The following is a 22,502-nucleotide window of genomic DNA, read 5'->3' as shown; positions in this document are numbered from 1 at the left end:
CCGGCGCGCACGAATGCTGCTATATTGATGGAAATATTGCAAACCTGGCATGTGTGGATGATGACGATGAAAATAGCTTGCAAGCTTGTCACCGCGGTCTGGCTGTGCGCGGCGGTGCAGGCCGGGGGCCAGGCGCTGGAGACGACGCCGGGAGCGGGAGCGGGAGCGGGAGCGGGAGCGGCACCGCCACTGACGCAATCGATGATACGCGACGCCGTGCGCGCCGTACTGGCGGAAGAGGCGCAGGCGCGCGACGCACTTCCGCAGCCGGCCATGCAGCAGGTGACGATACGCGCCGACCGGAAATACGAGCAGTTCTCCGCCGCCTTCGCCGAGGCGAAGGTGCCCGACTGCCTGCACGCCGACGGCTTGAAGCGCCAGCCCACCAGCATCGGCCCGATCGGCATCGGCGGCGTGTATGCCTTGCCCTTCGTGGCGATCGCCAAGCTGCGCGGCAAATGTAACTAGCCGGCCGCCGCCTGGCGGCGCACGCCGGGGCTGGCAAGTGGCGCGCGCCTGGCGTATGCTGCGCGTATTTGCTGCCTGATCTTACAAGGAATCCCCGTGCGCTGCCTGGTCATCGAAGACGAAGCCGAAACTTCCCGTTACATTTGTGCCGGCCTGCGCGAAGCGGGTCACGACGTCACCTCTTGCGACAATGGCATCGACGGCATGCGCCTGGCCTGCGGCGAAGACTGGGATGCGCTGGTGCTCGACCGCCTGCTGCCCGGCGAGATCGACGGCCTGGCCATCGTCGCGCGCCTGCGCGGCATGGGCCGCAACACGCCCGTACTGGTGCTGTCTGCCCTGTCGAGCGTCGACGAGCGCGTGCGCGGCTTGCGCAGCGGCGGCGACGATTACCTGTCGAAACCGTTCGCCATCGCCGAACTGCTGGCGCGCATCGAGGCGCTGCTGCGCCGCGCCGCGCCCGTGCCCGAATCGACGCAGCTGCAGGTGGCCGACCTGGTGCTCGACATGCGCACTATGCGCGTGACGCGCGCCAGCCGGCAAATCGCCCTGCAGCCGCGCGAATTTCGCCTGCTCGAATACCTGATGCGCCACCAGGGGCAGTCCGTCACGCGCGCCATGCTGCTCGAAGCCGTGTGGGACTACCATTTCGACCCGCAGACCAACGTCATCGACGTGCAGGTGAGCCGTTTGCGCACCAAGGTGGACAAGGAGTTTTCTCCGCCGCTGATCCACACGGTGCGCGGCGTCGGCTACACCCTGGGCGTGCTCGACAGTGCGTAAGCTGCACCGCTCGATCGCGGCCAGGCTGGCGCTCGGCTATGGCGTGCTGGTGGTCGTGTCGATCAGCATCGTCTGCGCCGTGTTCTATTTCGGCACCATCGGCGTGCTCGATCGCAGCGTGGACCGCAAGCTGACCCTGCTCTCGGAGCGCCTCGCCGCGCTGTACGAGCAGGGCGGCAGCAGCCGCACGACGGCGGAAATCGCCCATCTGCTGACCGACCGCACCGACAGCGACACGGAGATCTTTTTGCTGGTCGATGCCGATGGCCGCCGCGTGGCGGGCAATCTGTCGTCCTGGCCCGACCTGGGCAGCCCCGTGGGCCGCCTGCTGCACCGCGACGTCACGCGCGAAGGGCGCCGGGTGCCCGCGCGCATGCTGATCCGCGACCTGACGGGCGGCGCGCGCCTGTTCGTCGGACGCGACATGGAGGAGGGCAAGTCGATCCGCACGCTGGTGCTGCGCTCGCTGGCCTATGGCGGCGGGGTGGCCATCGTGCTGGTGGTGGCGGGCGCCTGGCTGTTCCGCCGCCAGCTCGAGGCGCGCATCGGGCAGATCCGCCGCACGGCGGGCGAGATCGAGGCGGGCGACCTGAGCAGGCGCATTCCCGTCTCCAGCGAGGATGAATTCGGCTTGCTGAGCCGCGACATCAATCGCATGCTCGACCGCATCGAACACCTGATGGAAGGCGTGCGCCACGTGTCGAACGCCATCGCGCACGACCTGCGCACGCCGCTGGCGCGCATCCGCAACAAGCTCGATGGCGCCTTGCGCCAGCAGCAGGGCGTGGCCGGCTACGAGAGCGCGGCGCAGGCGGCCATCGACGACATCGACGATCTGACGCGCGTGTTCGACAAGCTGCTGCAGATCGCGGCGGCCGAATCGGGCATGCGTCCCGAGAATTTCGACGACATCGACCTGCACCAGATCGGCGCCGATATCGTGGAAATGTATGAAGCGACGGCCGACGAGCAGGGCGTGCTGCTGGTGCAGATGTATGGCGAGGGCGTTCCGGCGCGGGGCGACCGCAACCTGCTGGGCAGCGCCCTGGCCAGCCTGGTCGACAACGCCATCAAGTACGCGGGGCAGGGTGCCACGGTGGAAGTGTCGGCCGGCAGCGACGCGCAGGGCGGCTGGCTGGCCGTGCGCGACAACGGCCCCGGCGTGCCGGCCGAGGAATTGCCGAAGCTGACGCAGCGCTTCTACCGCCTCGACAAGAGCCGCCATTTGCCCGGCAATGGCCTGGGCCTGTCCATCGTGGCGGCCATCGCGGCCCTGCATGGCGGCAGTCTGGAAATCGAGGATGCGGCGCCGGGCTTGCGGCTGCGCCTGCACCTGCTGCGCTAGCGTAGGCAGGCAGCACATTACCAACTTGTAACCCCCATTGTTTTAGCTCCCACCTATCATCCGCTCTACCCGGCGTAGAGCGGCTGCATGCGTGCTGCCGCCTGTTTCGGGCTGCCGCGGTCCTGCCGCGTTCTGTTTGCCGAGACCTGTTGTAGAAGCATACGCATGCATACTTTTGCCATCATCGAGGAGCGCGCCGCGCTGCCTGCACTGCGCCAGCATGGCCACCGCCTCAAGGCCGCGCTGGGCGCCGTTGTCTTTCCCGTGCAGCGCGCGCGCTGGCAAGCCTTTGTCGCAGGCACGCCTGGCCTGGCGGCGCTCGCGCACGCCCATCCCAGCCTGCTGTACAAGATTTACCGTCCTTACGCCAGCCGCCAGCTCGGTTGCGCGGCGCGGGTGGAGCTGCTGCGCGGGCATTACCGTTTCCTGTGGCAGGCGGGCGCGCGGCCGCTGGTGGAATACGCGGCGCGCCGCGCGCTGGTGCTGGCCGCCATCGAGGGCAAGGATGGCGCCACCTACCGCCTGCAGCTGACGGCCATCCATGACAGCCACCGCGAGGGCGACCTGTGCCTGCGCCTGACGCGCGACGGCGTGTCGCTGTACCTGGCCAGTTTCCTGTTCCGTCCCCAGCCCGGAGGCGCCGTCATCCAGCTGGGCGCCTTGCAGGGACTGCGCTCGCAGGCGGGCGCGCAGGCGGTGAAGGAAGCGACGCGGGCGCTGCACGGCTGCCGGCCGAAGAACCTGATGGTGGCCGCCTTGCGCGACCTGGGCGATTTTTTCGGCTGCGGCCACCTGGACCTGGTCAGCAACGCCAACCGCATCGCGCTGAACTGGCGCCGGCGCCGCCACATCTCGTGCGACTACGACCTGGCGTGGCGCGAGCTGCATGCGCTGCCTGCCGGCGACGGCAATTACAGGCTGCCATGCGGCCCTTGCCGGATGCCGGACCTGGAACTGGTGCCGTCGAAAAAACGCGCCGATGCGCGCCGCCGCGGCGCCATGCTGGTGCAGCTGGCGGCGGACATGCGCTGGCAAGTGGCGGCCCTGTTGCAGCCGCAATGACGGGGCAGGGCGGCATTTTTTGACCTGCGCGGCTTTTTTGCCGGGCGGCCCGGCGCAAGCGGCGCGATCGGCGTATACTTGCTGGCGTTGTTAACCTGAAGCCAGTCACCCCATGCCAGCACAATTCCCCACTTCGCGCATGCGCCGCCTGCGCGCGACCCCGCAACTGCGCGAGCTGTTCCGCGAAACCGAGATCAATCCGCGCGACCTGGTCCTGCCGATCTTCGTCGACGAAGGCAGCAGCGATTTCATCGACATCAAGTCCATGCCCGGCGTGCGCCGCATTCCCGAAGCGAAGCTGGCGCAGGAAATCGAGCGTTACGCGCGCGCCGGCCTGCGCTCCGTCATGACCTTCGGCATTTCGCACCACAAGGACAGCCACGGCACGGACACCCTGAACCCGGACGGCCTGGTGGCGCGCATGTCGCGCATCATCAAGGACGCCGTGCCGGAAATGGTCGTCATGTCCGACACCTGCTTCTGCGAATACACGGACCACGGCCATTGCGGCATCCTGCATGGCGACACGGTCGACAATGACAGCACGGTGCTGAACCTGGGCAAGCAGGCCGTCATCGCGGCCCAGGCGGGCGCCGACATCATCGCCCCTTCGGCCGCCATGGATGGCCAGGTGGCGGCGATCCGCAGCGCGCTCGATGCGGCCGGCTTCCACGACACGCCCGTGATGGCGTATTCGACCAAGTTCGCCTCGGGCCTGTACGGCCCGTTCCGCGACGCGGCCGGCAGCACCCTGAAGGGCGACCGCAAGACCTACCAGATGGACCCGATGAACCGTCGCGAAGCGGTGCGCGAATCCTTGATCGACGAAGCCGAAGGCGCGGACGCGCTGATGGTCAAGCCTGCCGGTGCTTACCTCGACATCATCCGCGACCTGCGCGAAGTGACGCGTTTGCCGATCGGCGCCTACCAGGTCAGCGGCGAATACGCGATGATCAAGTTCGCCGCCCAGGCGGGCGCCATCGACGAGCGCCGCGTGGTGCAGGAAACCCTGGGCGCCATCAAGCGCGCGGGCGCCGACATGATCTTTACGTATTTTGCGATGGATGTGCTGAATAATCCGTATTGAGCATTCCCGGCGTTTTTCTCACCCCGAAAGCAAATTCCGGGGTCAGACCCGGCGGGTCTGACCCCAGCATTTACGCTGCAGGGGTTCTCTCTGCATTCCTCACGCCCATGCCCCTGAAAATCTCCCGCATCCTGCACGCCGGCTATGTCTTCGAATGCGAAGGCACGGCCATCGCCTTCGACCCCATCGTTGAAAACCCCTTCAGCCGCAACTGCCACGCGTTTCCGTCCGTGCGCTTCGACCTCGACGCCGTGCGCCGGCTGCGCTGGGACGCCGTCTTCATTTCGCACTTCCATGACGACCACTGCTCGCTCGACAGCCTCGACGTGCTCGACCGCGCCACGCCCATCTATCTGTACTGCGTCTTCGACGAACTGTTCGCGATGCTGCGCGCGCTCGGCTTTACGCAAGTGCAGCGCCTGCACGTCGACGTGCCCGTGCGCGTGGGCGCCATCGAGGTGATCCCGCGCCGCGCGCTCGACGACGATGTCGACTCGCTGTTCCAGGTGCGCGCCGCCGGCGTGAACGTGCTCAACGTCGTCGACTCGTGGATCGGCCCCGAGACGCTGGCGCAGCTGGCCGCGTTCGCGCCCTGGGACATGGTCTTGTGGCCGTTCCAGACCATGCGCGAGATCGCCGTCATCGCGCCGTCGCTGGCAGCGCGAGGCCCGGTCGAACTTCCCGACGACTGGGTGCCGCAGCTGCGCGCGCTGGCGCCCCGTTACCTCGTGCCCAGCTCCTGCCAGTTCGTGCAGGAAGACTGGTCCTGGTACAACCACGCGATGTTCCCCGTTACCTACCGCCGCTTTGCCGATGAAATCGGCGCCGCGCTGCCCGAGGCGCATATTTTCCGCCTCGACCCGTCGACGGCCGTGCTGCTCGACGCGCACGGAGTGAGCAGCGCCGAACCCTTGCCCTGGGTGCTCCCCGTGGGTCCGCAAGACGTGGATTTCGACTACCGTCCCGACGCGCCGCCGCCCGCCACGGCGGACATCGCCCGCCGTTTCTCGCCTTTGAGTGCCCATGATGCGGCGCTGGTGCTCGATTTTTGCCGGAACGGTTTGCTTGAACGCTACCGCGACATGGAACTGCCCGAGGACAGCTACTTCCAGCAACCGCGCCTGTGGCGCTTGGCCCTGTACGGCCATGACGGCGCGGCCACGGTCCTGCATTACCGCACGCATGGCGACTTGATCGACCTGGTGCCGGAGACGAACGAAGCGCCCGGCTGGACCACCGAAGTGCCGCTGGTGAAATGCCATGCGGCGCTGGTGCTGGGCGAATCGCTGACGTCGATGTACATGCGCATCAACGACGGTCCTTTCGATGCCGGGGCGCGGGCCGCACTGGCGGAGGCCGACATCGTCGACGATCCCCTGATACGCTGCCTGTTCAATGACGCCATCGGTGCCTACCAGGCGGCGCAGCTCAAGCGCTTGCTGGCCCGCTGAAGAAAGTCGCGCGACAGAGTAAGATAGCTGCTTCTGACTAGAACGGGAAAGACACCATGGCACAAGACAACGAAACCGCGATCCTGGCCGGCGGCTGCTTCTGGGGTGTGCAAGACTTGCTGCGCCGCTATCCGGGCGTGCTTGCCACGCGCGTGGGCTACAGCGGCGGCGACGTCGCCAACGCCACCTACCGCAACCACGGCACGCATGCGGAAGCGATCGAGATCATCTTCGACCCGAGCACCATCAGCTACCGCAAGATCCTGGAATTCTTCTTCCAGATCCACGACCCCAGCACGGAGAACCGCCAGGGCAACGACCGCGGCACCAGCTACCGTTCGGCCATCTTTTACACGAACGACGAGCAAAAGCGCGTGGCCGAAGACACCATCCGCGACGTCGACGCCTCCGGCCTGTGGCCCGGCAAGGTGGTGACGGAAGTGGCGCCGGCCGGCCCGTTCTGGGAAGCGGAACCGGAGCACCAGGATTATCTGCAGCGCTTGCCGCACGGCTACACCTGCCACTACATCCGGCCGGACTGGGTCTTGCCGCAGCGTCAACAATAAGCGTCACGGGAGACGGCCATGCGCTATTGGCAGGTCGAACGGCGGCAGGCGGAAGGGCAGCTGGATCTGGGGCGCGCCCTCGACCTGGTGGCCGCCATCGGCCATGCCGACGTGAATGCCGTCGCCGGGGCCATCCTGAAGACGGTCAGCACGGCCGCGCCCATTTCCCAGTGCACGATCTTTGCCTATGAATTCGGCAACCGGCCCCGCACGGTGGCCGTGGCCGACCGGCGCGGCGGGCGTTTCCTGCAGGATATCGCGGACAGCTACGCGCGCCATTACTATGCGCTCGACGGCAACCAGCGCGTGATCGCGCCCGCGCCCGGGCGGAAAATCGATCCCGCCATCGTGCTGCACCAGCAAGCGAGCGACGAGATCGACCATCCCGGCTACCGCGCCACCTGCTATCAAAAACCGAATGTCTCGGACCGGCTGTCCCTGCTGGTGCAGCCGGCCGGCGATATCTGGTTGTCCGTCAATTTTTACCGCGACAGCAGCCAGGGCCAGTTCCGGCCTGGCGAAATCGCCGCCATCGAAACCCTGTCACCGCTGTTCGCCCATGCGGCCAGGCACCACTACAGCCTGAACGGCCAGCCCGCGCAGGGTGTCGCGCCCATGATGCTGGCCAGGCTGCGCCAGCATTGTCCCGCCTTGAGCAAGCGCGAACTGGACGTGCTGCGCTGCGTGCTCGAAGGCTTCACGGCCGTGGAAATCGCCGAGACCATGGGCCTGCAGCCATCAAGCGTCATCACCTACCAGAAGCGCGCGTATAAACGCCTGGGCATTTCCAGCCAGCGCCAGTTGTTTGCCCTGTGCATGGCGCCAGCACCTGTCTAGTCCCTTGGACGTAGGGACGGCTCCGCCTTTTTGACGGTGTTCGCCGCGAAATGTCCCCAAAATGGGGACAGGGTTCGCGGCGCGCGTCTGCATACTGTGTTGCAAGCCGGGATCACCCGGCCGCCCTCACCCAATAAAATCAACAAGGGGAGGGCGACACCTTATGGAGACAAGCATGACCATCGCCCAAGGGGCCACCCCCGCCATCGCCGCCACCCCGGCGCCCGTCCTCGACGCGGCCAGCGTGCAACTGGAACAGCAGGTGATGCGCAAGGTATCGCGCCATCTGCTGGGATTTTTATTCCTGTTGTTCGTGTTTTCCTTTCTTGACCGCATCAACATCGGCTTTGCCGGCCTGACCATGATGCAAGACCTGGGCCTGTCCGGCACCCAGTTCGGCTTTGCCACCACCCTGTTTTACATCGCCTACATCGCCTGCAGCATTCCCAGCAACATCGTGCTGGCGCGTATCGGCGCCCGTAAATGGATCGGCAGCATGATGATCGCCTGGGGCCTGGCCTCGACGGCGACCCTGTTCGCCAGCGGCCCGGCCAGCCTGTATGCGCTGCGTTTTTTAGTGGGTGTGACGGAGGCGGGCTTTCTGCCCGGCATGCTGCTCTACCTCACGTACTGGTTTCCCAGCGCCTACCGGGCACGGGCCAATGCCCTGTTCATGATCGCCATGCCCGTCACGGCCGCCATCGGTTCGGCCCTGTCGGGCCTGATCCTGGGGCTGGACGGTCACTGGGGCTTGAAGGGCTGGCAATGGCTGTTCTTGCTCGAAGGCATGCCTTCCGTGCTGCTGGGCCTGGCCGTCTACGGCTACCTTGACGACGCGCCCAACAAGGCAAACTGGCTGGGCAAGCTGGAACAGCAGGTGCTGGCGCGCATGCTGGCGGCCGAGCACAAGCCTGATGCGCCCCGGCAAAAAGTCTCCGTGCTGGCGGAAATGCTGTCGCCCACCGTGCTGAAATTTGGCATCGCCTACTTTTGCCTGGTGAATACCCTGGCCATGGTGGCCGTGTGGACGCCGCTGATCGTGAAAAGTTTCAATAGCGGCGCCAGCAACACCCAGATCGGGCTGCTGGCGGCGATACCGCAAGTGTGCACCGTGATCGGCATGATCGTCTGGGGCCGCCGCTCGGACCGCTTGCAGGAGCGCCGCTGGCATATCGTCTGGCCCATGCTGCTGTCGGCCGGCGGTTGGCTCTTGACCGCCTATTCTGGCAAACCCGTGCTGCAGTTGCTGGGCGTGTGCATGGCCTCGACGGGCGCCTACACGGCCATGTCGATCTTCTGGACCACGCCGGACCGGGCCCTGAGCCTGGGCGCACGCGCCATCGGCATCGCCGTCATCAATGCCACGGGCAATATCGGCTCGGCCCTGAACCCCGTCGTCGTGGGCTGGCTGAAGGATTTCACGCACAGCTTTGCCACGGGCTTGCTGTATGCCAGCGTGCTGCTGGTGGCGGGCGCGGCCATCGTGCTGACCCTGCCCATCGCGAGCAGCAGCAAATAATATTGTTGAAGAGGGAACATTATGAGCGATACATTCCACCCTTATCCCCATGTGCCGAAAGTGTATCCGCCCGGCAAGGCTGTTGGCGCCGGCACGCAGCACGTCCCGGTCCTGATCGTCGGCGGCGGTCCCGTGGGGCTGGCCACGGCCCTGGGCCTGGCGCGCCACGGCGTGCGTTCGGTGCTGATCGAGGCGGACGATGGCGTCTGCACGGGCAGTCGCGCCATCTGCATCTCGCGGCGCAGCCTGGAAATCATCGACCGCCTCGGTGCGCTCGACGGTTTTATCAGTAAAGGCTTGCCGTGGGCGGGCGGGCGCAGCTTTTACCGCGACGAGGAAGTGCTGCACTTTACGATGCCGCAAGACGCGAACCAGAAATTGCCGCCGATGGTCAACCTGGCGCAATACCATATCGAGCAATTCCTGCTCGATGCGGCCGAACGCCAGAGCGAGCTGATCGATATCCGCTGGCAAACGCGCGTCACTGGCGTGCAGCAGCGCGCCGATGGCGCCACCGTCACGCTGGCCACGCCCGATGACACCTACACCATCGACGCGGACTGGCTGGTGGCGGCCGATGGCGGGCGCAGCGCGGTACGCGAGGCGCTGGGCCTCAAATTGCAGGGCACCAGCTACGAAGGGCGCTATGTCATCGTCGATATCCACCTGAAGAGCGACCGTCCGACGGAGCGTCTCGCCTATTTCGATCCGCCGTCGAACCCCGGCTCCACCGTGCTGGTGCACAAGCAGCCCGACGACATCTGGCGCATCGATTACCAGTTGCGCGACGACGAGGATGCGCAGGCGGCCGTGCTGCTGGAAAACGTGGCGCCCCGCGTCGACAGCCTGCTGGCCATGATGGGGGAGACACAGCCATGGCATCCCGTGTGGATCACCATCTACAAGGCCAACGCGCTGACACTGGAAAAATACCGCCACGGCGCCGTGTTGTTCGCGGGCGATGCGGCCCACCTGGTACCGATCTTCGGCGTGCGCGGAGCCAATTCCGGCATCGACGACGCCGACAATCTGGCCTGGAAGCTCGCCTACGTCGTCAAGGGCCAGGCGCCGGATAGCTTGCTGGACAGCTATTCGGACGAACGCGTGTACGCCGCCCGCGAAAACCTGCGTCACGGCACGAAAAGCACGGAATTCATGGCGCCGCCCACGTTTGCCTTCGAGCTGATGCGCACGGCCGTGCTGGGCCTGGCGGGCAAGCATGCGCACGTGCGCTCGCTGATCAACCCGCGCCAGACCAGCGCCATCGCGTATGCGCAATCGGCCTTGAATGCGCCTGAGCTGGACGTGTTCACGGCCGGTCCCGCGCCGGGCACGGTCTTGCCCGAGTGCCCGCTCGCGCTGCCGCACAACGGCGGTCAAAAAGCGCGGTATATTACCGATTTGCTCAAACGCGCGGATGGCCATTTCACGGGCCTGTATTTCAGCGACGATGGCGCGGTGCCAGCGGAACTGCTGGCGCTGGGCGACAGCTTGCCGTTGACGACCGTGGCGATCGCCCGCAGCGGGGCGCAAGGGGGCGCCTGGGACCATACGGCGCAGGTATGCTCGCTGTTCGACGCGCAGCCCGGCACGTTTTATCTCGTGCGCCCGGATGGGCACGTGCTGGGGCGCTGGCGCCAGGTGAGGGTGGGGCAGGTGGCGGATGCATTGAAACGCGCGTTGTCTTGAACCAAACCCAGTGGCAAATTCCGGGGTCGGACGGGGGCGCCGAGTCCCTGAGGGTCCGACCCCAGCTCTTCCGCTTTTTGGGTTAACGAAGGAAGAGCACAGTAAATCAGGAGATCATATGACCGACATCGAACTCGATAATTTATACACCGAGCTGTGCCACACCATGGGCGGCCTGGGCGAGCAGCGCTCGCCGCTGTTCCTGGCCCGCTTCGCCTTGCTGGCCATGGGCGCCATCGGCCAGGCCGACGTGGTGCAAGGCTTGCTGCGCGACGCGGCCGACGGCCTGGCGGAGCGCGCATGATAGGCGCCGGCTACCAAAGCGGCTTCGGCAACGAGTTTGCCACGGAAGCCATCCCCGGTGCCTTGCCGCAGGGGCAAAATTCGCCGCAGCAAGCGCCGCTGGGCCTGTATGCGGAACAATTGTCGGGCACGGCGTTTACGGCGCCGCGCGCGCAGAACCGGCGTTCCTGGCTGTACCGCATCCGTCCCGCCAGCCAGCATCCGCCGTTTACATTGGCTGAAAACACGCGCATCGTCAGCGATTTCCACGCCATGCCGCCGACGCCGCCGAACCAGCTGCGCTGGGACCCGCTGCCGCTGCCCGACGACGCCACGCCGGTCGATTTCATCGATGGCTGGCAAACGATGGCGGGAAACGGCAGCGCCGAAGCGATGAGCGGCTGCGCCATCCACGTGTACGCGGCCAACCGCTCCATGCAGCGCTTCTTTTATTCGGCCGACGGCGAATTGCTGGTCGTGCCGCAGGAAGGGCGGCTGGCGATTGCCACGGAACTGGGCTTGATCGAACTGGAACCGCAGGAAATCGCCGTGATCCCGCGCGGCGTGCGCTTCCGCGTGACCCTGCCGGACGGCAAGGCGCGCGGCTATGTCTGCGAAAATTTCGGCACGGCTTTCCGCCTACCGGACATGGGGCCCATCGGCTCGAATGGCCTGGCCAACAGCCGCGACTTCCTCACGCCGCACGCGGCCTACGAGGATATCGACGGCGATTGCGAATTGGTGGCCAAGTTCGGCGGCCACCTGTGGCGCACGACGCTCGACCATTCACCGCTCGACGTCGTCGCCTGGCATGGCAATTACGCACCGTACAAATACGATTTGCGCCGCTTCAATGTCATCGGCTCGATCAGCTACGACCATCCGGATCCGTCGATCTTCCTCGTGCTGCAGGCGCCGAGCGAGAACCCGCTGTTCGGCGCCATCGACTTCGCCATCTTCCCGCCCCGCTGGCTGGCCGCCGAGCACACGTTCCGCCCGCCCTGGTTCCACCGCAACGTGGCCAGCGAATTCATGGGCTTGATCCACGGCGTGTACGACGCCAAGGCGGCCGGTTTCGTGCCGGGCGGCGCCAGCCTGCACAACTGCATGTCCGGCCACGGTCCCGATGCGCAGACGTTCGAAAAAGCCTCGCACAGCGACACGTCCGCGCCCGCGAAGGTGGCCGACACCATGGCCTTCATGTTCGAGACGCGCACCATCCTCAAGCCCACGCCGTTCGCGCTGGACGGCGGCCTGCTGCAACACGATTATTTCGAGTGCTGGCAAGGCTTGCGCAAGCATTTCGATCCGGATCCTGATTGATCAGGCGGCCCGCGCCCGCGTATGCGGGTTGGCGGGCCGGTCGAGGCCCAGGTGGCCGCGCAGGGTGCTGCTGGCATACTCGGTGCGGAACAGGCCGCGCCGCTGCAGTTCCGGCACCACCAGCCGCGTAAAGTTATCGAAACCTTGCGGCAGCAGCGGCGGCACGACGTTGAAGCCGTCCGCGCCCCGTTCCACGAACCACTGCTCCATCACGTCGGCCACCGTCTTGACGGAGCCGATCGCTTGCAGGTGGCCGCGCGCCACGCGAAAGCGCAGCACCAGCTGGCGCAAGGTCAGATTCTCGCGGCGGGCCAGCTCCAGCTGCTGTTGAAAGCGCCCCTTGCCATTGTCGCCCGCCTGGTAGGGCAGGTCGGGCAGGGGGCCGTCGAGCGGATAGCCGGACAAGTCGAAGCCGCCAAATTCCAGCTTGCTGAAGTCGACCAGCGCCTGCAGCTCGCCGAACTGGTCCTGCGCCTCTTGGTCCGATTCGGCCACCACCACGGACAGCCCGGGCGTGACTTTCAATTGATCTTCCGTGCGTCCGTATGTCGCCATGCGTCCTTTCACGTCCGCGTAATACGCCTGCGCCACGGGCAGCGAGGTGGCGGAGCAGTACACCATCTCGGCCAGCCGCGCGGCAAATTCGCGGCCCGTTTCGGAATTGCCCGCCTGGACCAGCACGGGGTGGCCCTGCACGGGACGGGGCAAGTCCAGCAAGCCTTGCGAGGCGAAATACTCGCCCCGGAAATCGAGCGCATGGCCGGCTGCCGGCTGGTAGAACCGGCCGCCGGCGCGGTCTGGCCGGTCGAAGGCATCGTCGTCCCAGCTATCCCACAGGGCCTTGGACAGGGCGACGAATTCATCGGCGCGCGCATAGCGCTGCGCGTGGCTGCGCGGCGCATCGATGCCGAAATTGCGCGCCGTATGCTCGGCGAACGAGGACACGACGTTCCAGCCCGCGCGCCCGCCGCTCAGGTGGTCGAGTGAACTGAATTTGCGCGCCACGTGATACGGGTGCTCGTAATTCGTGTTGACGGTGGCGATCAGGCCGATGTGGCGCGTGACGGCGGCAATCGCCGACAGCAGCGTGAAGGGTTCGAACGGCAGGCCGATGGCGGCGCGGCCCGTGTCCGGCATGACGTCGCCGGCGCGGCCGATGAAGTCGGCGATGAAAAAGCTGTCGAACCTGGCCGCCTCGGCCAGCCTGGCGGCGCGCAGCCACCAGGCCAGGTCGGGCCGTCCGCTGGCGCTGGCCGATGGATGGCGCCAGGCGGCAGGGTGGTGGCCGTGGCGCTGCAAAAAGACGTTCAGGACGAGCTGGCGTGCTGGCATGGGGGAAGCTCCGTGGTGGGTTGGCGACATGATCTGCGTCAACAATACTGATGCAAGCTTCGGGCCAGCAAGGGGCCAGCGCCCGTATATGCAAAATCCGGATAAGCTAGCGCGGCACCATTCGTTCACGCCTGCAGATGGCACGCGGTATAGTCGGCCCATGGAACTCTTAGCCCACAATTTCAGCAGCGATTTCGCGCGCAGCGCTCACCTGGCCCGCGGCGCCAGCGCCGACGATGATGGTGCGCTCGTCGCCTTCCGCGACCCGCAGCAAATGAGCTTGCTGGTGCGCGCCACGGCCTTTGTCTTTGCCGACCCCCGTTCGCGCCAGTTGCATGAACTGATCGAACGCATCGCGCCCAGCGAGGCGACGGTGCTGATCACGGGCGAGACGGGGACGGGAAAAGAGCTGATTGCGCGCCATGTGCACGGCTTGAGCGGGCGCGCCGAGCAGACTTTCGTGGCGATCAACTGCGGCGCGTTTTCCGAAACCCTGGTCGAGAGCGAACTGTTTGGCTATGAAAAGGGCGCATTTACGGGCGCGCAGCAGGGCAAGCCGGGCTGGTTCGAGACGGCCAGCGGCGGCACCCTGTTCCTCGATGAAATCGGCGACTTGCCGCTGGCGATGCAGGTCAAGCTGCTGCGCGTGCTGCAGGAGCGCGAAGTGGTGCGCCTGGGCGCGCGGCGCGCCATCCCCATCGATGTGCGCCTGATCGCCGCCACGAACGTGGACCTGGCCGAAGCCGTGCGGGCCGGGCGCTTCCGCGAAGACCTGTATTACCGCCTGCAGGTGATCGGCCTGCCGCTGCGCCCATTGCGAGAACGCCCGGGCGACATCATGCCCTTGACGCGCCACTTCATGGCCATCTATGCGCAGCGCCTGCACCTGGGCGAGGTGGAGCTGGACCTTGATGCGCAGGAGGCCTTGCTCGGCTATCCATGGCCGGGCAATATCCGCGAACTGGAAAACGTCATCCACCGCGCGCTGCTCGTGTGCCGCAGCGGCGTCGTGCGCGCCGAAGACCTGAGCTTGTCGGGCTGGCACCGCGCTCCGGCGCCTGCATCGGCCCCTGTGCCCGTGCCGGACGCGTGGGCCGGCGGCGCCGACATCGCCTACGCGGCCCACGGCGCGGCCGGCCAGGACGATTTATTGGCCGCCGAGCGCTTTGCCCGCGCCTGGCAAGCCTTGCTCGACTCGGGCGAGGCCGTGGAATTCGAAGCGATGCAGCAGGAACTGGTGCGCGCCGCGTGGGAGCGCAATGAGCGCAACCAGGTGCGCACGGCGAAACACCTGAACCTGAGCCGCAACATCCTGCGCACCTTTTTGAAAAAGGCGGGCGCCATCGACTAGGCGCGTGATGGATCTCCTGGAGCCGGACCCGCAGCGCTGCGGCTCCGGCTTTTTTCATGGCTGCTGCGCGTGCAGCACGCTGCTGCCGTGGATGCAGCTGATTGCTGCCAAATCAACAGAGAATGGCGCTGGCGGACCCACGGGGCATGGCATGCTTTCTGCGAGGAGGGAAGGGCAGGCCGCCGCGCCAATGTGCGGCGGTGTTTTCTTCGACCCACGACAGGAGTCCACGCATGACCATCGAATTCATCTGGCAATTGCCCACCAGCGGCGACGGCCGTTACGCGGCGCCCGGCATCACGCGCCGGGGCGAACGGGCCGCTGGCGCGCCCAGTCCCCTGCAGGCGGGCGTGAGCGACCCGCGCGGCGCGCGTCCGCCCTTCAATTACTTCGACTACCTGCACCAGATCGCCCGCGCGGCCGACCTGTCCGGCTTCGACGGCATCCAGGTGCGCCACGATACGCAGGGCGATGAAAGCTGGATCGTCGCCGGCTACCTGGCCCGCAGCACGCGCCACCTGAAGCTGATCGCCGAATTCGACGCGGCCTGGGGTTCTGCCGTGTATGCGGCAAAGAACGCCGTCAGCTTCCAGCGCTTCACGGGCGGGCGCTTCGCCTGGCAGATCGGCCACGGCGGCGATGCGGCGGCGCGCAGGCGCCAGGGCGATGCGGCGCCGGACGCCGATATTCTGCCCCGCATCGATGAATTCATCACGGTGGCGCGCGGCGTGCAGAACACGTCGCCGTTCAGCTTCAAGGGCAAGTTCTTCGAGGTGCAGGACGGCGGCTTCAAGGGCCCGCTGGCGAACCATCCCGTCAACGGCATCTACCTGACGGGCGAGACGCCCGAAGCGCTGGCCCTGTCGGCGCGCCAGGCCGACGTGCACGTCTTCGATGCGGCACCGCTGGCGGACTTGCAGCCTTCCATCGGCAGCCTGCAAACGCAGGCGCGCCAGCTGGGCCGCATCGTGGCGGCGGGCTTGCGCATCGACGTGCTGGCCCGTGAAACGTTCGACGAAGCCTTGCGCGACGCGCGCCGTTACCGCAGCGGCGCGGGCCTGCCAGATGAACTGCCGTCCGACGGCAGCGCCGCCGCGTTCTGGCCCGGCTTTGCGCAAGCGCAGACGGGCTCCCACGGCGCCCTGGTGGGCAGTTATGCGCAGGTGGCCGCCGCGCTGGAAGCGTACGCGCAGGCGGGCGTGTCGAGCTTCGTGCTGGCGGCCATCCCTCATTTCGAGGAAGCCTATCGCGTCGGCGAACACGTGCTGCCGCTCGTGCGCGCATCGTTGACGGCATCCGCGCTGAAAGCGGCCTGAATCTAACTTACCAAGGAGTACTTCACATGGCAATCGATTTTTTCTGGCGCATCCCCACGCATGGCGAACCAAGTTCGCACCGCGCCCGCACGCCGTTTCGCGGCGACTGGTTTCCCGGCAATGACAACCTGCGCCAGGCCGGCCTCGGTGGTGGTGGCGCCGACGGTTTTACGTATATCGACTACCTGGCGGAGATCGCCCGCGCGTCCGAGCTATCGGGCTTCCAGGGCGGCCTGATCCCGTCGTTTCCCATGACGGATGAACCGTGGGCCATTTCCGCGCTGCTGGCGCGCGAAACGCGCACTTTCCGCTTCATGATCCCGTTCCAGCCCGGCTTTCTGAACCCCGTGGTGGCCGCGCGCATGACGGCCAGCCTGCAGCGGGCCACGGGCGGCCGCGCCCTGTACAACGTCATCACGGGCGGCGGCGGCCCGGCACAGCTGTGGTGGGGCGATGCGGCCGGCCACGACGACCGCTACACGCGCACGACGGAATTCCTTGACGTGGTGCGCGGTGTGTGGCGCGGCGGACCGTTTTCCTACCAGGGCAAGTTCTACCAGGTGGAAGACGCGGGCCTGGCCACGCCGTTGTCCGAACAGGACTTCCCCGAGATCTATTTTTCCGGCTCGTCCGACGCGGCCCTCGGTTCGGCCTCGAAGCACGCCGATTACTACCTGACGTGGCTGGAACCGTTCGAGCAGCTGCGCGAGAAATTCGCCCGCGTGCAGGAAAAGACGGCGCTGCTGGGGCGCAAGATCAAGTGCGCCGTGCGCGTCGACATCGTCGCCCGCGCCACGGAAGAAGAAGCGTGGGACGAGGTGCGCAAGGGCTTTGAGGCCGTCGATGCGGCCACCCTGCGCCAGTTCCTCGGCACCGATGGCGGCGATTCCGTGGGCGCGGCGCGCCAGCGGGGCAACCGCCCGACCACCTTGAACAGCTACAAGGACTTGATCACGGCGCCGAATATCTGGTCCGGCTTCAATCTGCTGCGCGGCGGGCAGACGCAGGGCATCGTCGGCAGCTACCAGCAGGTGGCCGAACGCCTGGACGAGCTGGTGCAGCTGGGCGCCGACGCCTTCATCCTGGCCAGCACGCCGCACCTGGAAGAAGCGTACAGGGTGGGCGAGGAAGTGCTGCCGCTCGTGCGCGGCCACACGGCGGCACTGCTGCGCGCCGCCTGATCCTTTCCCCTGTTGCCGCGACAGCAGCGCCACCGACTGCTGTCGCGCAGGCAGCACGCGGCGGCGGCGCTGCTGCCAAATCAACAGCACTACCATGATGATAGTCTCCCTTTGAAATCAAGCACTTAACTTCCATTTTGCTGCGCTGCGGCAGCGGGCACGCCACTTGCAATATAGGTCATCACCATCTCGCGTTTTGACTTTACTCAAGGATAATCACCCATGCGCCGTTCGACTGCCCCTGCCGCCTTCTCCCCATCTCCTCTTCATTTGACGCCAGTGCGCCGCGCGCTGCGCTCGGCCTTCGCCATCGGCGGCCTGATGCTCGCCCCAGGGTTGGCCCATGCGGAAACGCCTGGCGCCGATGTCATCGCTGCGGCTGACGCGAATGGCACCGGCGAGGGCGCCTCGCTGCAATCGGTGACGGTGACGGCGCAAAAGCGCGAAGAATCGGCGCAGAAGGTGCCCAGCGCGATCACGGTCCTGGGTGGCAAGGAGCTGCTCGACACGGGCATCGGCCGCTCGGCCAGCGAAATCCTCAATTACGTACCGAACGCCTCGGCCGGCACGCAGCAGCACGGCCGCCCGCGCTGGTGGATACGCGGCGTGGGTGCGGGCCAGCAGCAGGTGGACTTTCCGAATCCCGTCGGCTTCTACCTCGATGACGTCTACATCAGCAATTCCAGCGCCACGGGCTTTCCCCTGTTCGACCTGGACCGGGTGGAAGTGCTGCGCGGCCCGCAAGGCACCCTGTGGGGCAAGAACACGACGGGCGGCGCCATCAACGTGATCTCGCGCAAACCCTCGTTCAAGTCCAGCGGCTACGCCAAGCTCGACTACGGCAGCTACGACACCACCGTGGCCGAAGGCGCCATCGGCGGCGCGCTGGTCGACGAGGTGCTGGCGGGGCGGCTGTCCTTCCATACGGAGCAGCAGGACAGGGGCCGCTTCCGCAACCAGTTTACGGGCGAACGCGATGGAAAACTCAAGGACAGCGCCATCCGCGGCCAGCTCAAGGCCCTGATCGGGCGCGACCTGACGGCGAATCTGAACCTGCATTACCGCGACTACACGACCAAGGGCGCCACCACCACCGTGGCCAGCTATGGCGCCAATGGCATGTACCGCAACGGCTACGTCCCCAGCACCAATCCCGACGACGTGAGCACGAATGCGCCGGCCGACAGCGACGTGAAACAGGGCGGCGCCCAGCTGAACCTCGAATATGCGCTGGGCGAACTGACCCTCACTTCCATCACGGGCTATGAAAATTTCAGGAACGAAGCCACGGGCGACAGCGACAATACGCCGCTGGAAGTGGGCCGCAGCCGTTCCAAGGCCAGCAGCCGACAAGTGTCGCAGGAGCTGCGCCTGACGTCGCCGCAGAACGGCGCCGTGAGCTGGGTGGCGGGTCTGTTCTACTTCAATGAAAAGATCGATGCCGATGCGGCCGGCGCGCGCCTGCCCAACGGTACCGTGCCGGCGCTGGCGGGCAGCACCCAGCCCGTTGGCTACAACCGTACCATTTACCAGCACAAGGCGCGCAGCGCGGCCATCTTCGGCAGCACCACCGTCAACTTCAGCGAGCAGCTGCTGTCCACGTTTGGCTTGCGCTGGACCACGGAAACCAAGGACCTGGACTTGCAGCGCGTGCAGGCCGCATCGAACACGGTGACGTTCGGCGACGCGGCCAGCTGGTGGAACACGGTCCGGGGCGGCAATTACACGGCCGCCTCCGTGGCCAACAACAATTTCACGTCGAATCCATCGACCACGTGGAATGCGCTGACGTATGACGTGACGCCCGAATACCGCTTCAGCCGCACCCTGCGCGGCTACCTGAAATACGCGCACGGCATCAAGTCGGGCGGCTACAACACGAGCGCCACGGACGTGCGGGCGCTCAATACGGTGAAGCCGGAAACCCTGAACTCGTTCGAGGCGGGCATCAAGTCCGAATGGCTGGACGGGCGTTTGAATTTCAACGCCAACGTTTTTCACTATGATTACAAGAACGTGCAGGTCAATATCACGGGCGTGTACAACGGCGACCCCACGCAAAGCGTCAATTACCTGCAAAACGTGCGCAAGGCCCACGTGAACGGCGCGGAATTCGAGATCGAGGCGCAGCCGACGGACAACCTGCACATCAACGCCAACCTGGGCCTGCTGCGCACGGAATTCGACGATTTCGCCATCCAGAACAATGGCGGCGACCGCTCCGGCAACGAATTCGTGCGCTCGCCCCACGTGACGGCGCTGCTGGCGGCCGACTACCGCTACCCGCTGGGCAATGGCGCGCAGCTGGTCTTCAGCGGCGACGTGCGCTACACGTCGAAGCAGTACTACTATGTCGACCCGCAAAGCGACGCGCGCGGCCTGCTGAATCAGGGCGGCTTCGCCCTGGCCAATGCGCGCCTGTCGTACGTGCTCCCGGGCGGTAAGCAGCGGATCACGGCATATGCGAACAACCTGGCCGACAAGGTCTACCGCAACCACACCTTGACCAGCTTCGTGCCGGGCGCCGTCAACGGCGACACCGTCATCATCGGCCAGGGCCGCACGGTGGGCGCGTCGTACACGGTGCAGTTCTGAGCGTGACTGCCTGAGGTAAAAAAGGCCGGCAAACTCGCCGGCCATTTTTTCTTCCAGTAGGTCGGCTCAGCGCAGCGGTAGGTCGGCTTAGCGCAGCGTAAGCCGACAACACCACTACGCCGCCACCCGCAGCAGCGCCTCCAGCCGCCGCTGGGCCTCTTCCAATGGCCGGCGGTCGATCCAGCTGTCGATATCGACGTCGCGGTCGAGAAAACCGTGCTGCAATTGAAAATCCTTCTGCTGGCGGAACAGCGCCACCTTGTCGTCGGACAGGTCGGGCGCCAGGGTCAGGTGAAAACCGTCGCGGTAGGCTTCGGCCACGGCGTCGGCGCCGGCCCGCGTCTCGCCCTGCAGGATGGCCAGCACCTCTTCTTTGTGGCTGCGCGCCCAGTGCGCGGCGCGCAAGGTCTGCGTCAAAAAGCGCACGACCAGCTCGAAATGCTGTTCCAGCATGGTTGCATGCACGGTGATCGGGCGCGGCGTGCCGTTGTTGACGCGGAAGCGCCGGTCGGGCAGGGCGTCGATGTCGATGGCCACTTCCAGCCCCGCCGCGCGCGCCGCTTCGGCCGCCGCCGCGCCTTTCACGTAGACGGCGTCGACTTCGCCGCGCAAGAGCGGGCCTATGCCTTGCCACAGGCCCGCGCCCAGATTGGCCGATGCCTGGGCGTCGGCACCCACTTCCACCAGCCGCACATCGTCGAGCGTGAGGCCGGCCGACGCCAGCACGCCCTTGTAGCCGGCCAGGCTCATGCCGCGCGCGATGCTGCGCCCGCGCCGGTTCTCGCGCAAGTCTTCAGCGCGGAACACGGGCAGCGCCAGCCGCTTGCCCTGCAGCTGCGCGGGCGTGGCGATGCCGGAACCGGGGCGCACGAGGATGGCTTGCCATTCATCGATCCACGTCAGGCCGATCAGGCGCGTGGGCGCTCCTTGCGCGCGCGCGGGCAAGGCCAGCAGGTTGCCCCCTTCGCGCACGAGCGTGGACAGGCCATGGTCGTAATGGTGGCGCGCCAGCTCGCCGCCCACTTCCTGCAGCGTCTTCAAGGCGATGCCGTCGCGGGCGAATTCTTCGTCCAGCCAGCCCAGTTTATAGGCCAGGCCCGTGGCCGTGGGCACGGGGCAGCGGGTGAACCAGACGGTATCGACGGCGGGGGCGGTTGCGGTGGTCATGGGATTCCTTGGTAAGGTGAGGAAGACCGAACGCTGCACGAAACATGCCTGCTGCCGGGGTCTGACCCGCCGGGTCAGACCCCGAACCGCGCTTGCTGGCTGGTAGACAGTGCATATCCGTACCACTGCTGCCATGCCAGCAGCCGCTGTTGCACAGGCAGCAGCGCTCCGTCATTTGTACGGCCCCGGCGCTGGCACGCGTCTTGCGGAAGTAGACGGTAGACGAAACCTGGTCTCAACCTCTTTACCGAATGGAGCATGACATGACGGACGTGGCACAAGCACAAGCACCAGAGCAAGTACAAACCCAGGAGTTGACGGCGGCCGAACTGGCCTTCGTGGAACAGGTGCGGCGCGATGCGCAGATCGCCTTCGATGGCTTGCGCGAGACGGGCAGCCTGACGGCCAATGGCACGGTGGGCTTTGTCGAACGTACCCCTGGCGGCGACAAGGTCGTGGTGGTCAACGACCCGGGTCCGTTCCGCCGCGGCCAGCCCCTGAAGGCGGCCGTGCTGGCGCTGGACGGCACGGTGCTCGTGGGCGACGCCAACAACGGCGGCGCGCGTTACCTGAAACTGTTCCGCGAGCGGCCCGAGGTCACGTCGATCTCGCACGTGCACTCGCCGTCGCTGGGTGCGTGGGCGCAGACGCACCGCACCCTGCCGATCCGCTATGTGCCCGTGCAGCGCTTCCAGCTGATCCGTGAAATTCCCATCTATATCGACCGCCGCCAGCCCGAAGTCGATTTCATCCTCGGCGAAATCGCGCGCAATACGCATGCGACGGCCATCCTGGAAGCGAATGGCGGCGCCACCGTGTGGGGCAAGCAGGGCTTGCTGAAGCTGGCCGAATTCATCCTGCTGCTGGAAGAGGGCGCGCAGATCCAGATCGCGGCCGAAGCCATCGGCGGTTCGCGCGACTTCGGTCCCGGCGTGCTGCTGCAGCAATGGAAGATGAGCAAGCTGATCGACACGGCGCGCGCCTTGTCATTATTGCCTGCCACCGACCTGGTGTAACCCTTACTAGAACAGGCCCGCAATGTCATTGAAATTCTTAGGTTTGAGCTGGCGCAAGCTGTCTGTCGCCGTAATGGCGGCCAGCCTGCTGGCGCCAGCCCTGGCGCAACAAAACGTCTTTCATGCGCAATT

Annotated in this window: 19 protein-coding genes; 17 read left to right on the top strand and 2 right to left on the bottom strand. The window is 66.2% G+C overall.

The window, feature by feature from the left end; translation table 11 throughout:
• The first annotated feature begins 66 nt into the window (after positions 1–66).
• The 12 genes from JAB8_RS22175 to hmgA all read left to right on the top strand — a co-directional run bounded on the left by JAB8_RS22175 (position 67) and on the right by hmgA (position 12,412).
• The gene (locus JAB8_RS22175) at positions 67–468 is read left to right on the top strand and encodes a hypothetical protein (RefSeq protein ID WP_139143137.1); all 402 of its coding nucleotides are present in this window, start codon (positions 67–69) and stop codon (positions 466–468) included.
• A gap of 96 nt (positions 469–564) precedes the next feature.
• Positions 565–1,251 (top strand): winged helix-turn-helix domain-containing protein, encoded by a 687-nt coding sequence (locus JAB8_RS22170; protein WP_070291437.1) that lies wholly within the window; start codon positions 565–567, stop codon positions 1,249–1,251.
• Positions 1,244–2,596, top strand: a complete 1,353-nt coding sequence (locus JAB8_RS22165) for a HAMP domain-containing sensor histidine kinase (protein WP_070291436.1) — start codon at positions 1,244–1,246, stop codon at positions 2,594–2,596. The genes JAB8_RS22170 and JAB8_RS22165 overlap by 8 nt, the downstream gene beginning before the upstream one ends.
• Positions 2,597–2,761: 165 nt before the next feature.
• Positions 2,762–3,658 carry a DUF535 family protein gene (locus JAB8_RS22160; RefSeq protein ID WP_070291435.1) on the top strand — a complete coding sequence of 299 codons (897 nt, stop codon included), beginning with the start codon at positions 2,762–2,764 and terminating at the stop codon, positions 3,656–3,658.
• A gap of 112 nt (positions 3,659–3,770) precedes the next feature.
• Positions 3,771–4,745 carry a porphobilinogen synthase gene (gene hemB, locus JAB8_RS22155; protein WP_070218449.1) on the top strand — a complete coding sequence of 325 codons (975 nt, stop codon included), beginning with the start codon at positions 3,771–3,773 and terminating at the stop codon, positions 4,743–4,745.
• A 107-nt stretch (positions 4,746–4,852) separates the two neighbouring features.
• A complete protein-coding gene (locus tag JAB8_RS22150) occupies positions 4,853–6,196 on the top strand; it encodes an MBL fold metallo-hydrolase (RefSeq protein WP_070291434.1) in 1,344 nt (447 codons plus the stop codon).
• Positions 6,197–6,252: 56 nt separating this feature from the next.
• Entirely contained in the window at positions 6,253–6,762 is a 510-nt protein-coding gene (msrA, locus tag JAB8_RS22145; RefSeq protein ID WP_070291433.1) for a peptide-methionine (S)-S-oxide reductase MsrA, read from the top strand.
• Positions 6,763–6,780: 18 nt separating this feature from the next.
• Positions 6,781–7,599: a helix-turn-helix transcriptional regulator gene (locus JAB8_RS22140; RefSeq protein WP_070291432.1), complete on the top strand. Its 819-nt coding sequence runs from the start codon at positions 6,781–6,783 to the stop codon at positions 7,597–7,599.
• 175 nt (positions 7,600–7,774) lie between these two features.
• A complete protein-coding gene (locus tag JAB8_RS22135) occupies positions 7,775–9,118 on the top strand; it encodes an MFS transporter (RefSeq protein WP_254679568.1) in 1,344 nt (447 codons plus the stop codon).
• A gap of 21 nt (positions 9,119–9,139) precedes the next feature.
• A complete protein-coding gene (locus JAB8_RS22130; RefSeq protein ID WP_070291430.1) occupies positions 9,140–10,807 on the top strand; it encodes an FAD-dependent oxidoreductase in 1,668 nt (555 codons plus the stop codon).
• A 118-nt stretch (positions 10,808–10,925) separates the two neighbouring features.
• Entirely contained in the window at positions 10,926–11,111 is a 186-nt protein-coding gene (locus JAB8_RS22125) for a DUF2783 domain-containing protein (RefSeq protein WP_070218444.1), read from the top strand.
• Positions 11,108–12,412 carry a homogentisate 1,2-dioxygenase gene (gene hmgA, locus JAB8_RS22120; protein ID WP_070291429.1) on the top strand — a complete coding sequence of 435 codons (1,305 nt, stop codon included), beginning with the start codon at positions 11,108–11,110 and terminating at the stop codon, positions 12,410–12,412. Before JAB8_RS22125 ends, hmgA begins: the two co-directional genes overlap by 4 nt.
• On the opposite strand, the gene JAB8_RS22115 is transcribed toward hmgA, so the two are convergent.
• Positions 12,413–13,744, bottom strand: a complete 1,332-nt coding sequence (locus JAB8_RS22115) for an LLM class flavin-dependent oxidoreductase (protein ID WP_070291428.1) — start codon at positions 13,742–13,744, stop codon at positions 12,413–12,415.
• A gap of 160 nt (positions 13,745–13,904) precedes the next feature.
• Between JAB8_RS22115 and JAB8_RS22110 the strand changes: the two genes are divergently transcribed.
• The 4 genes from JAB8_RS22110 (at position 13,905) to JAB8_RS22095 (ending at position 20,187) form a co-directional block, all read left to right on the top strand.
• Positions 13,905–15,095 (top strand): sigma 54-interacting transcriptional regulator, encoded by a 1,191-nt coding sequence (locus JAB8_RS22110; RefSeq protein ID WP_083287860.1) that lies wholly within the window; start codon positions 13,905–13,907, stop codon positions 15,093–15,095.
• A gap of 233 nt (positions 15,096–15,328) precedes the next feature.
• Positions 15,329–16,411, top strand: coding sequence for an LLM class flavin-dependent oxidoreductase (locus tag JAB8_RS22105; protein WP_070291427.1), 1,083 nt, complete (start codon positions 15,329–15,331; stop codon positions 16,409–16,411).
• 26 nt (positions 16,412–16,437) lie between these two features.
• The gene (locus JAB8_RS22100) at positions 16,438–17,592 is read left to right on the top strand and encodes an LLM class flavin-dependent oxidoreductase (protein WP_070291426.1); all 1,155 of its coding nucleotides are present in this window, start codon (positions 16,438–16,440) and stop codon (positions 17,590–17,592) included.
• 222 nt (positions 17,593–17,814) lie between these two features.
• Positions 17,815–20,187, top strand: coding sequence for a TonB-dependent receptor (locus tag JAB8_RS22095; RefSeq protein ID WP_070291425.1), 2,373 nt, complete (start codon positions 17,815–17,817; stop codon positions 20,185–20,187).
• 114 nt (positions 20,188–20,301) lie between these two features.
• Here JAB8_RS22095 and JAB8_RS22090 read toward each other — a convergent pair whose 3' ends face one another.
• The gene (locus JAB8_RS22090; protein WP_070291424.1) at positions 20,302–21,354 is read right to left on the bottom strand and encodes an ABC transporter substrate-binding protein; all 1,053 of its coding nucleotides are present in this window, start codon (positions 21,352–21,354) and stop codon (positions 20,302–20,304) included.
• A gap of 263 nt (positions 21,355–21,617) precedes the next feature.
• On the opposite strand from JAB8_RS22090, the gene JAB8_RS22085 reads away from it, so the two are divergent.
• On the top strand, positions 21,618–22,370 hold the full coding sequence (locus JAB8_RS22085; protein WP_083287859.1) for a class II aldolase/adducin family protein: 753 nt from the start codon (positions 21,618–21,620) through the stop codon (positions 22,368–22,370).
• The last annotated feature ends 132 nt before the right edge of the window (positions 22,371–22,502 follow it).

The sequence above is a fragment of the Janthinobacterium sp. HH106 genome (genome assembly GCF_001758725.1).
Taxonomy (GTDB): Bacteria; Pseudomonadota; Gammaproteobacteria; order Burkholderiales; family Burkholderiaceae_D; genus Janthinobacterium.
Note: the sequence above shows the minus strand (reverse complement) of the source record. Positions and strands in the feature narration are given on the sequence as shown.

Excerpts from the sequence above, each read along its gene's own strand:
- JAB8_RS22105 (WP_070291427.1), top strand. The coding sequence starts at position 15,329 with ATGACCATCGAATTCATCTGGCAATTGCCCACCAGCGGCGACGGCCGT.
- hemB (WP_070218449.1), top strand. The coding sequence starts at position 3,771 with ATGCCAGCACAATTCCCCACTTCGCGCATGCGCCGCCTGCGCGCGACC.
- JAB8_RS22085 (WP_083287859.1), top strand. The coding sequence starts at position 21,618 with ATGACGGACGTGGCACAAGCACAAGCACCAGAGCAAGTACAAACCCAG.
- msrA (WP_070291433.1), top strand. The coding sequence starts at position 6,253 with ATGGCACAAGACAACGAAACCGCGATCCTGGCCGGCGGCTGCTTCTGG.
- JAB8_RS22110 (WP_083287860.1), top strand. The coding sequence starts at position 13,905 with ATGGAACTCTTAGCCCACAATTTCAGCAGCGATTTCGCGCGCAGCGCT.
- hmgA (WP_070291429.1), top strand. The coding sequence starts at position 11,108 with ATGATAGGCGCCGGCTACCAAAGCGGCTTCGGCAACGAGTTTGCCACG.
- JAB8_RS22090 (WP_070291424.1), bottom strand. The coding sequence starts at position 21,354 with ATGACCACCGCAACCGCCCCCGCCGTCGATACCGTCTGGTTCACCCGC.
- JAB8_RS22135 (WP_254679568.1), top strand. The coding sequence starts at position 7,775 with ATGACCATCGCCCAAGGGGCCACCCCCGCCATCGCCGCCACCCCGGCG.
- JAB8_RS22160 (WP_070291435.1), top strand. The coding sequence starts at position 2,762 with ATGCATACTTTTGCCATCATCGAGGAGCGCGCCGCGCTGCCTGCACTG.
- JAB8_RS22100 (WP_070291426.1), top strand. The coding sequence starts at position 16,438 with ATGGCAATCGATTTTTTCTGGCGCATCCCCACGCATGGCGAACCAAGT.
- JAB8_RS22125 (WP_070218444.1), top strand. The coding sequence starts at position 10,926 with ATGACCGACATCGAACTCGATAATTTATACACCGAGCTGTGCCACACC.
- JAB8_RS22115 (WP_070291428.1), bottom strand. The coding sequence starts at position 13,744 with ATGCCAGCACGCCAGCTCGTCCTGAACGTCTTTTTGCAGCGCCACGGC.
- JAB8_RS22150 (WP_070291434.1), top strand. The coding sequence starts at position 4,853 with ATGCCCCTGAAAATCTCCCGCATCCTGCACGCCGGCTATGTCTTCGAA.
- JAB8_RS22175 (WP_139143137.1), top strand. The coding sequence starts at position 67 with ATGAAAATAGCTTGCAAGCTTGTCACCGCGGTCTGGCTGTGCGCGGCG.
- JAB8_RS22130 (WP_070291430.1), top strand. The coding sequence starts at position 9,140 with ATGAGCGATACATTCCACCCTTATCCCCATGTGCCGAAAGTGTATCCG.
- JAB8_RS22095 (WP_070291425.1), top strand. The coding sequence starts at position 17,815 with ATGCGCCGTTCGACTGCCCCTGCCGCCTTCTCCCCATCTCCTCTTCAT.
- JAB8_RS22140 (WP_070291432.1), top strand. The coding sequence starts at position 6,781 with ATGCGCTATTGGCAGGTCGAACGGCGGCAGGCGGAAGGGCAGCTGGAT.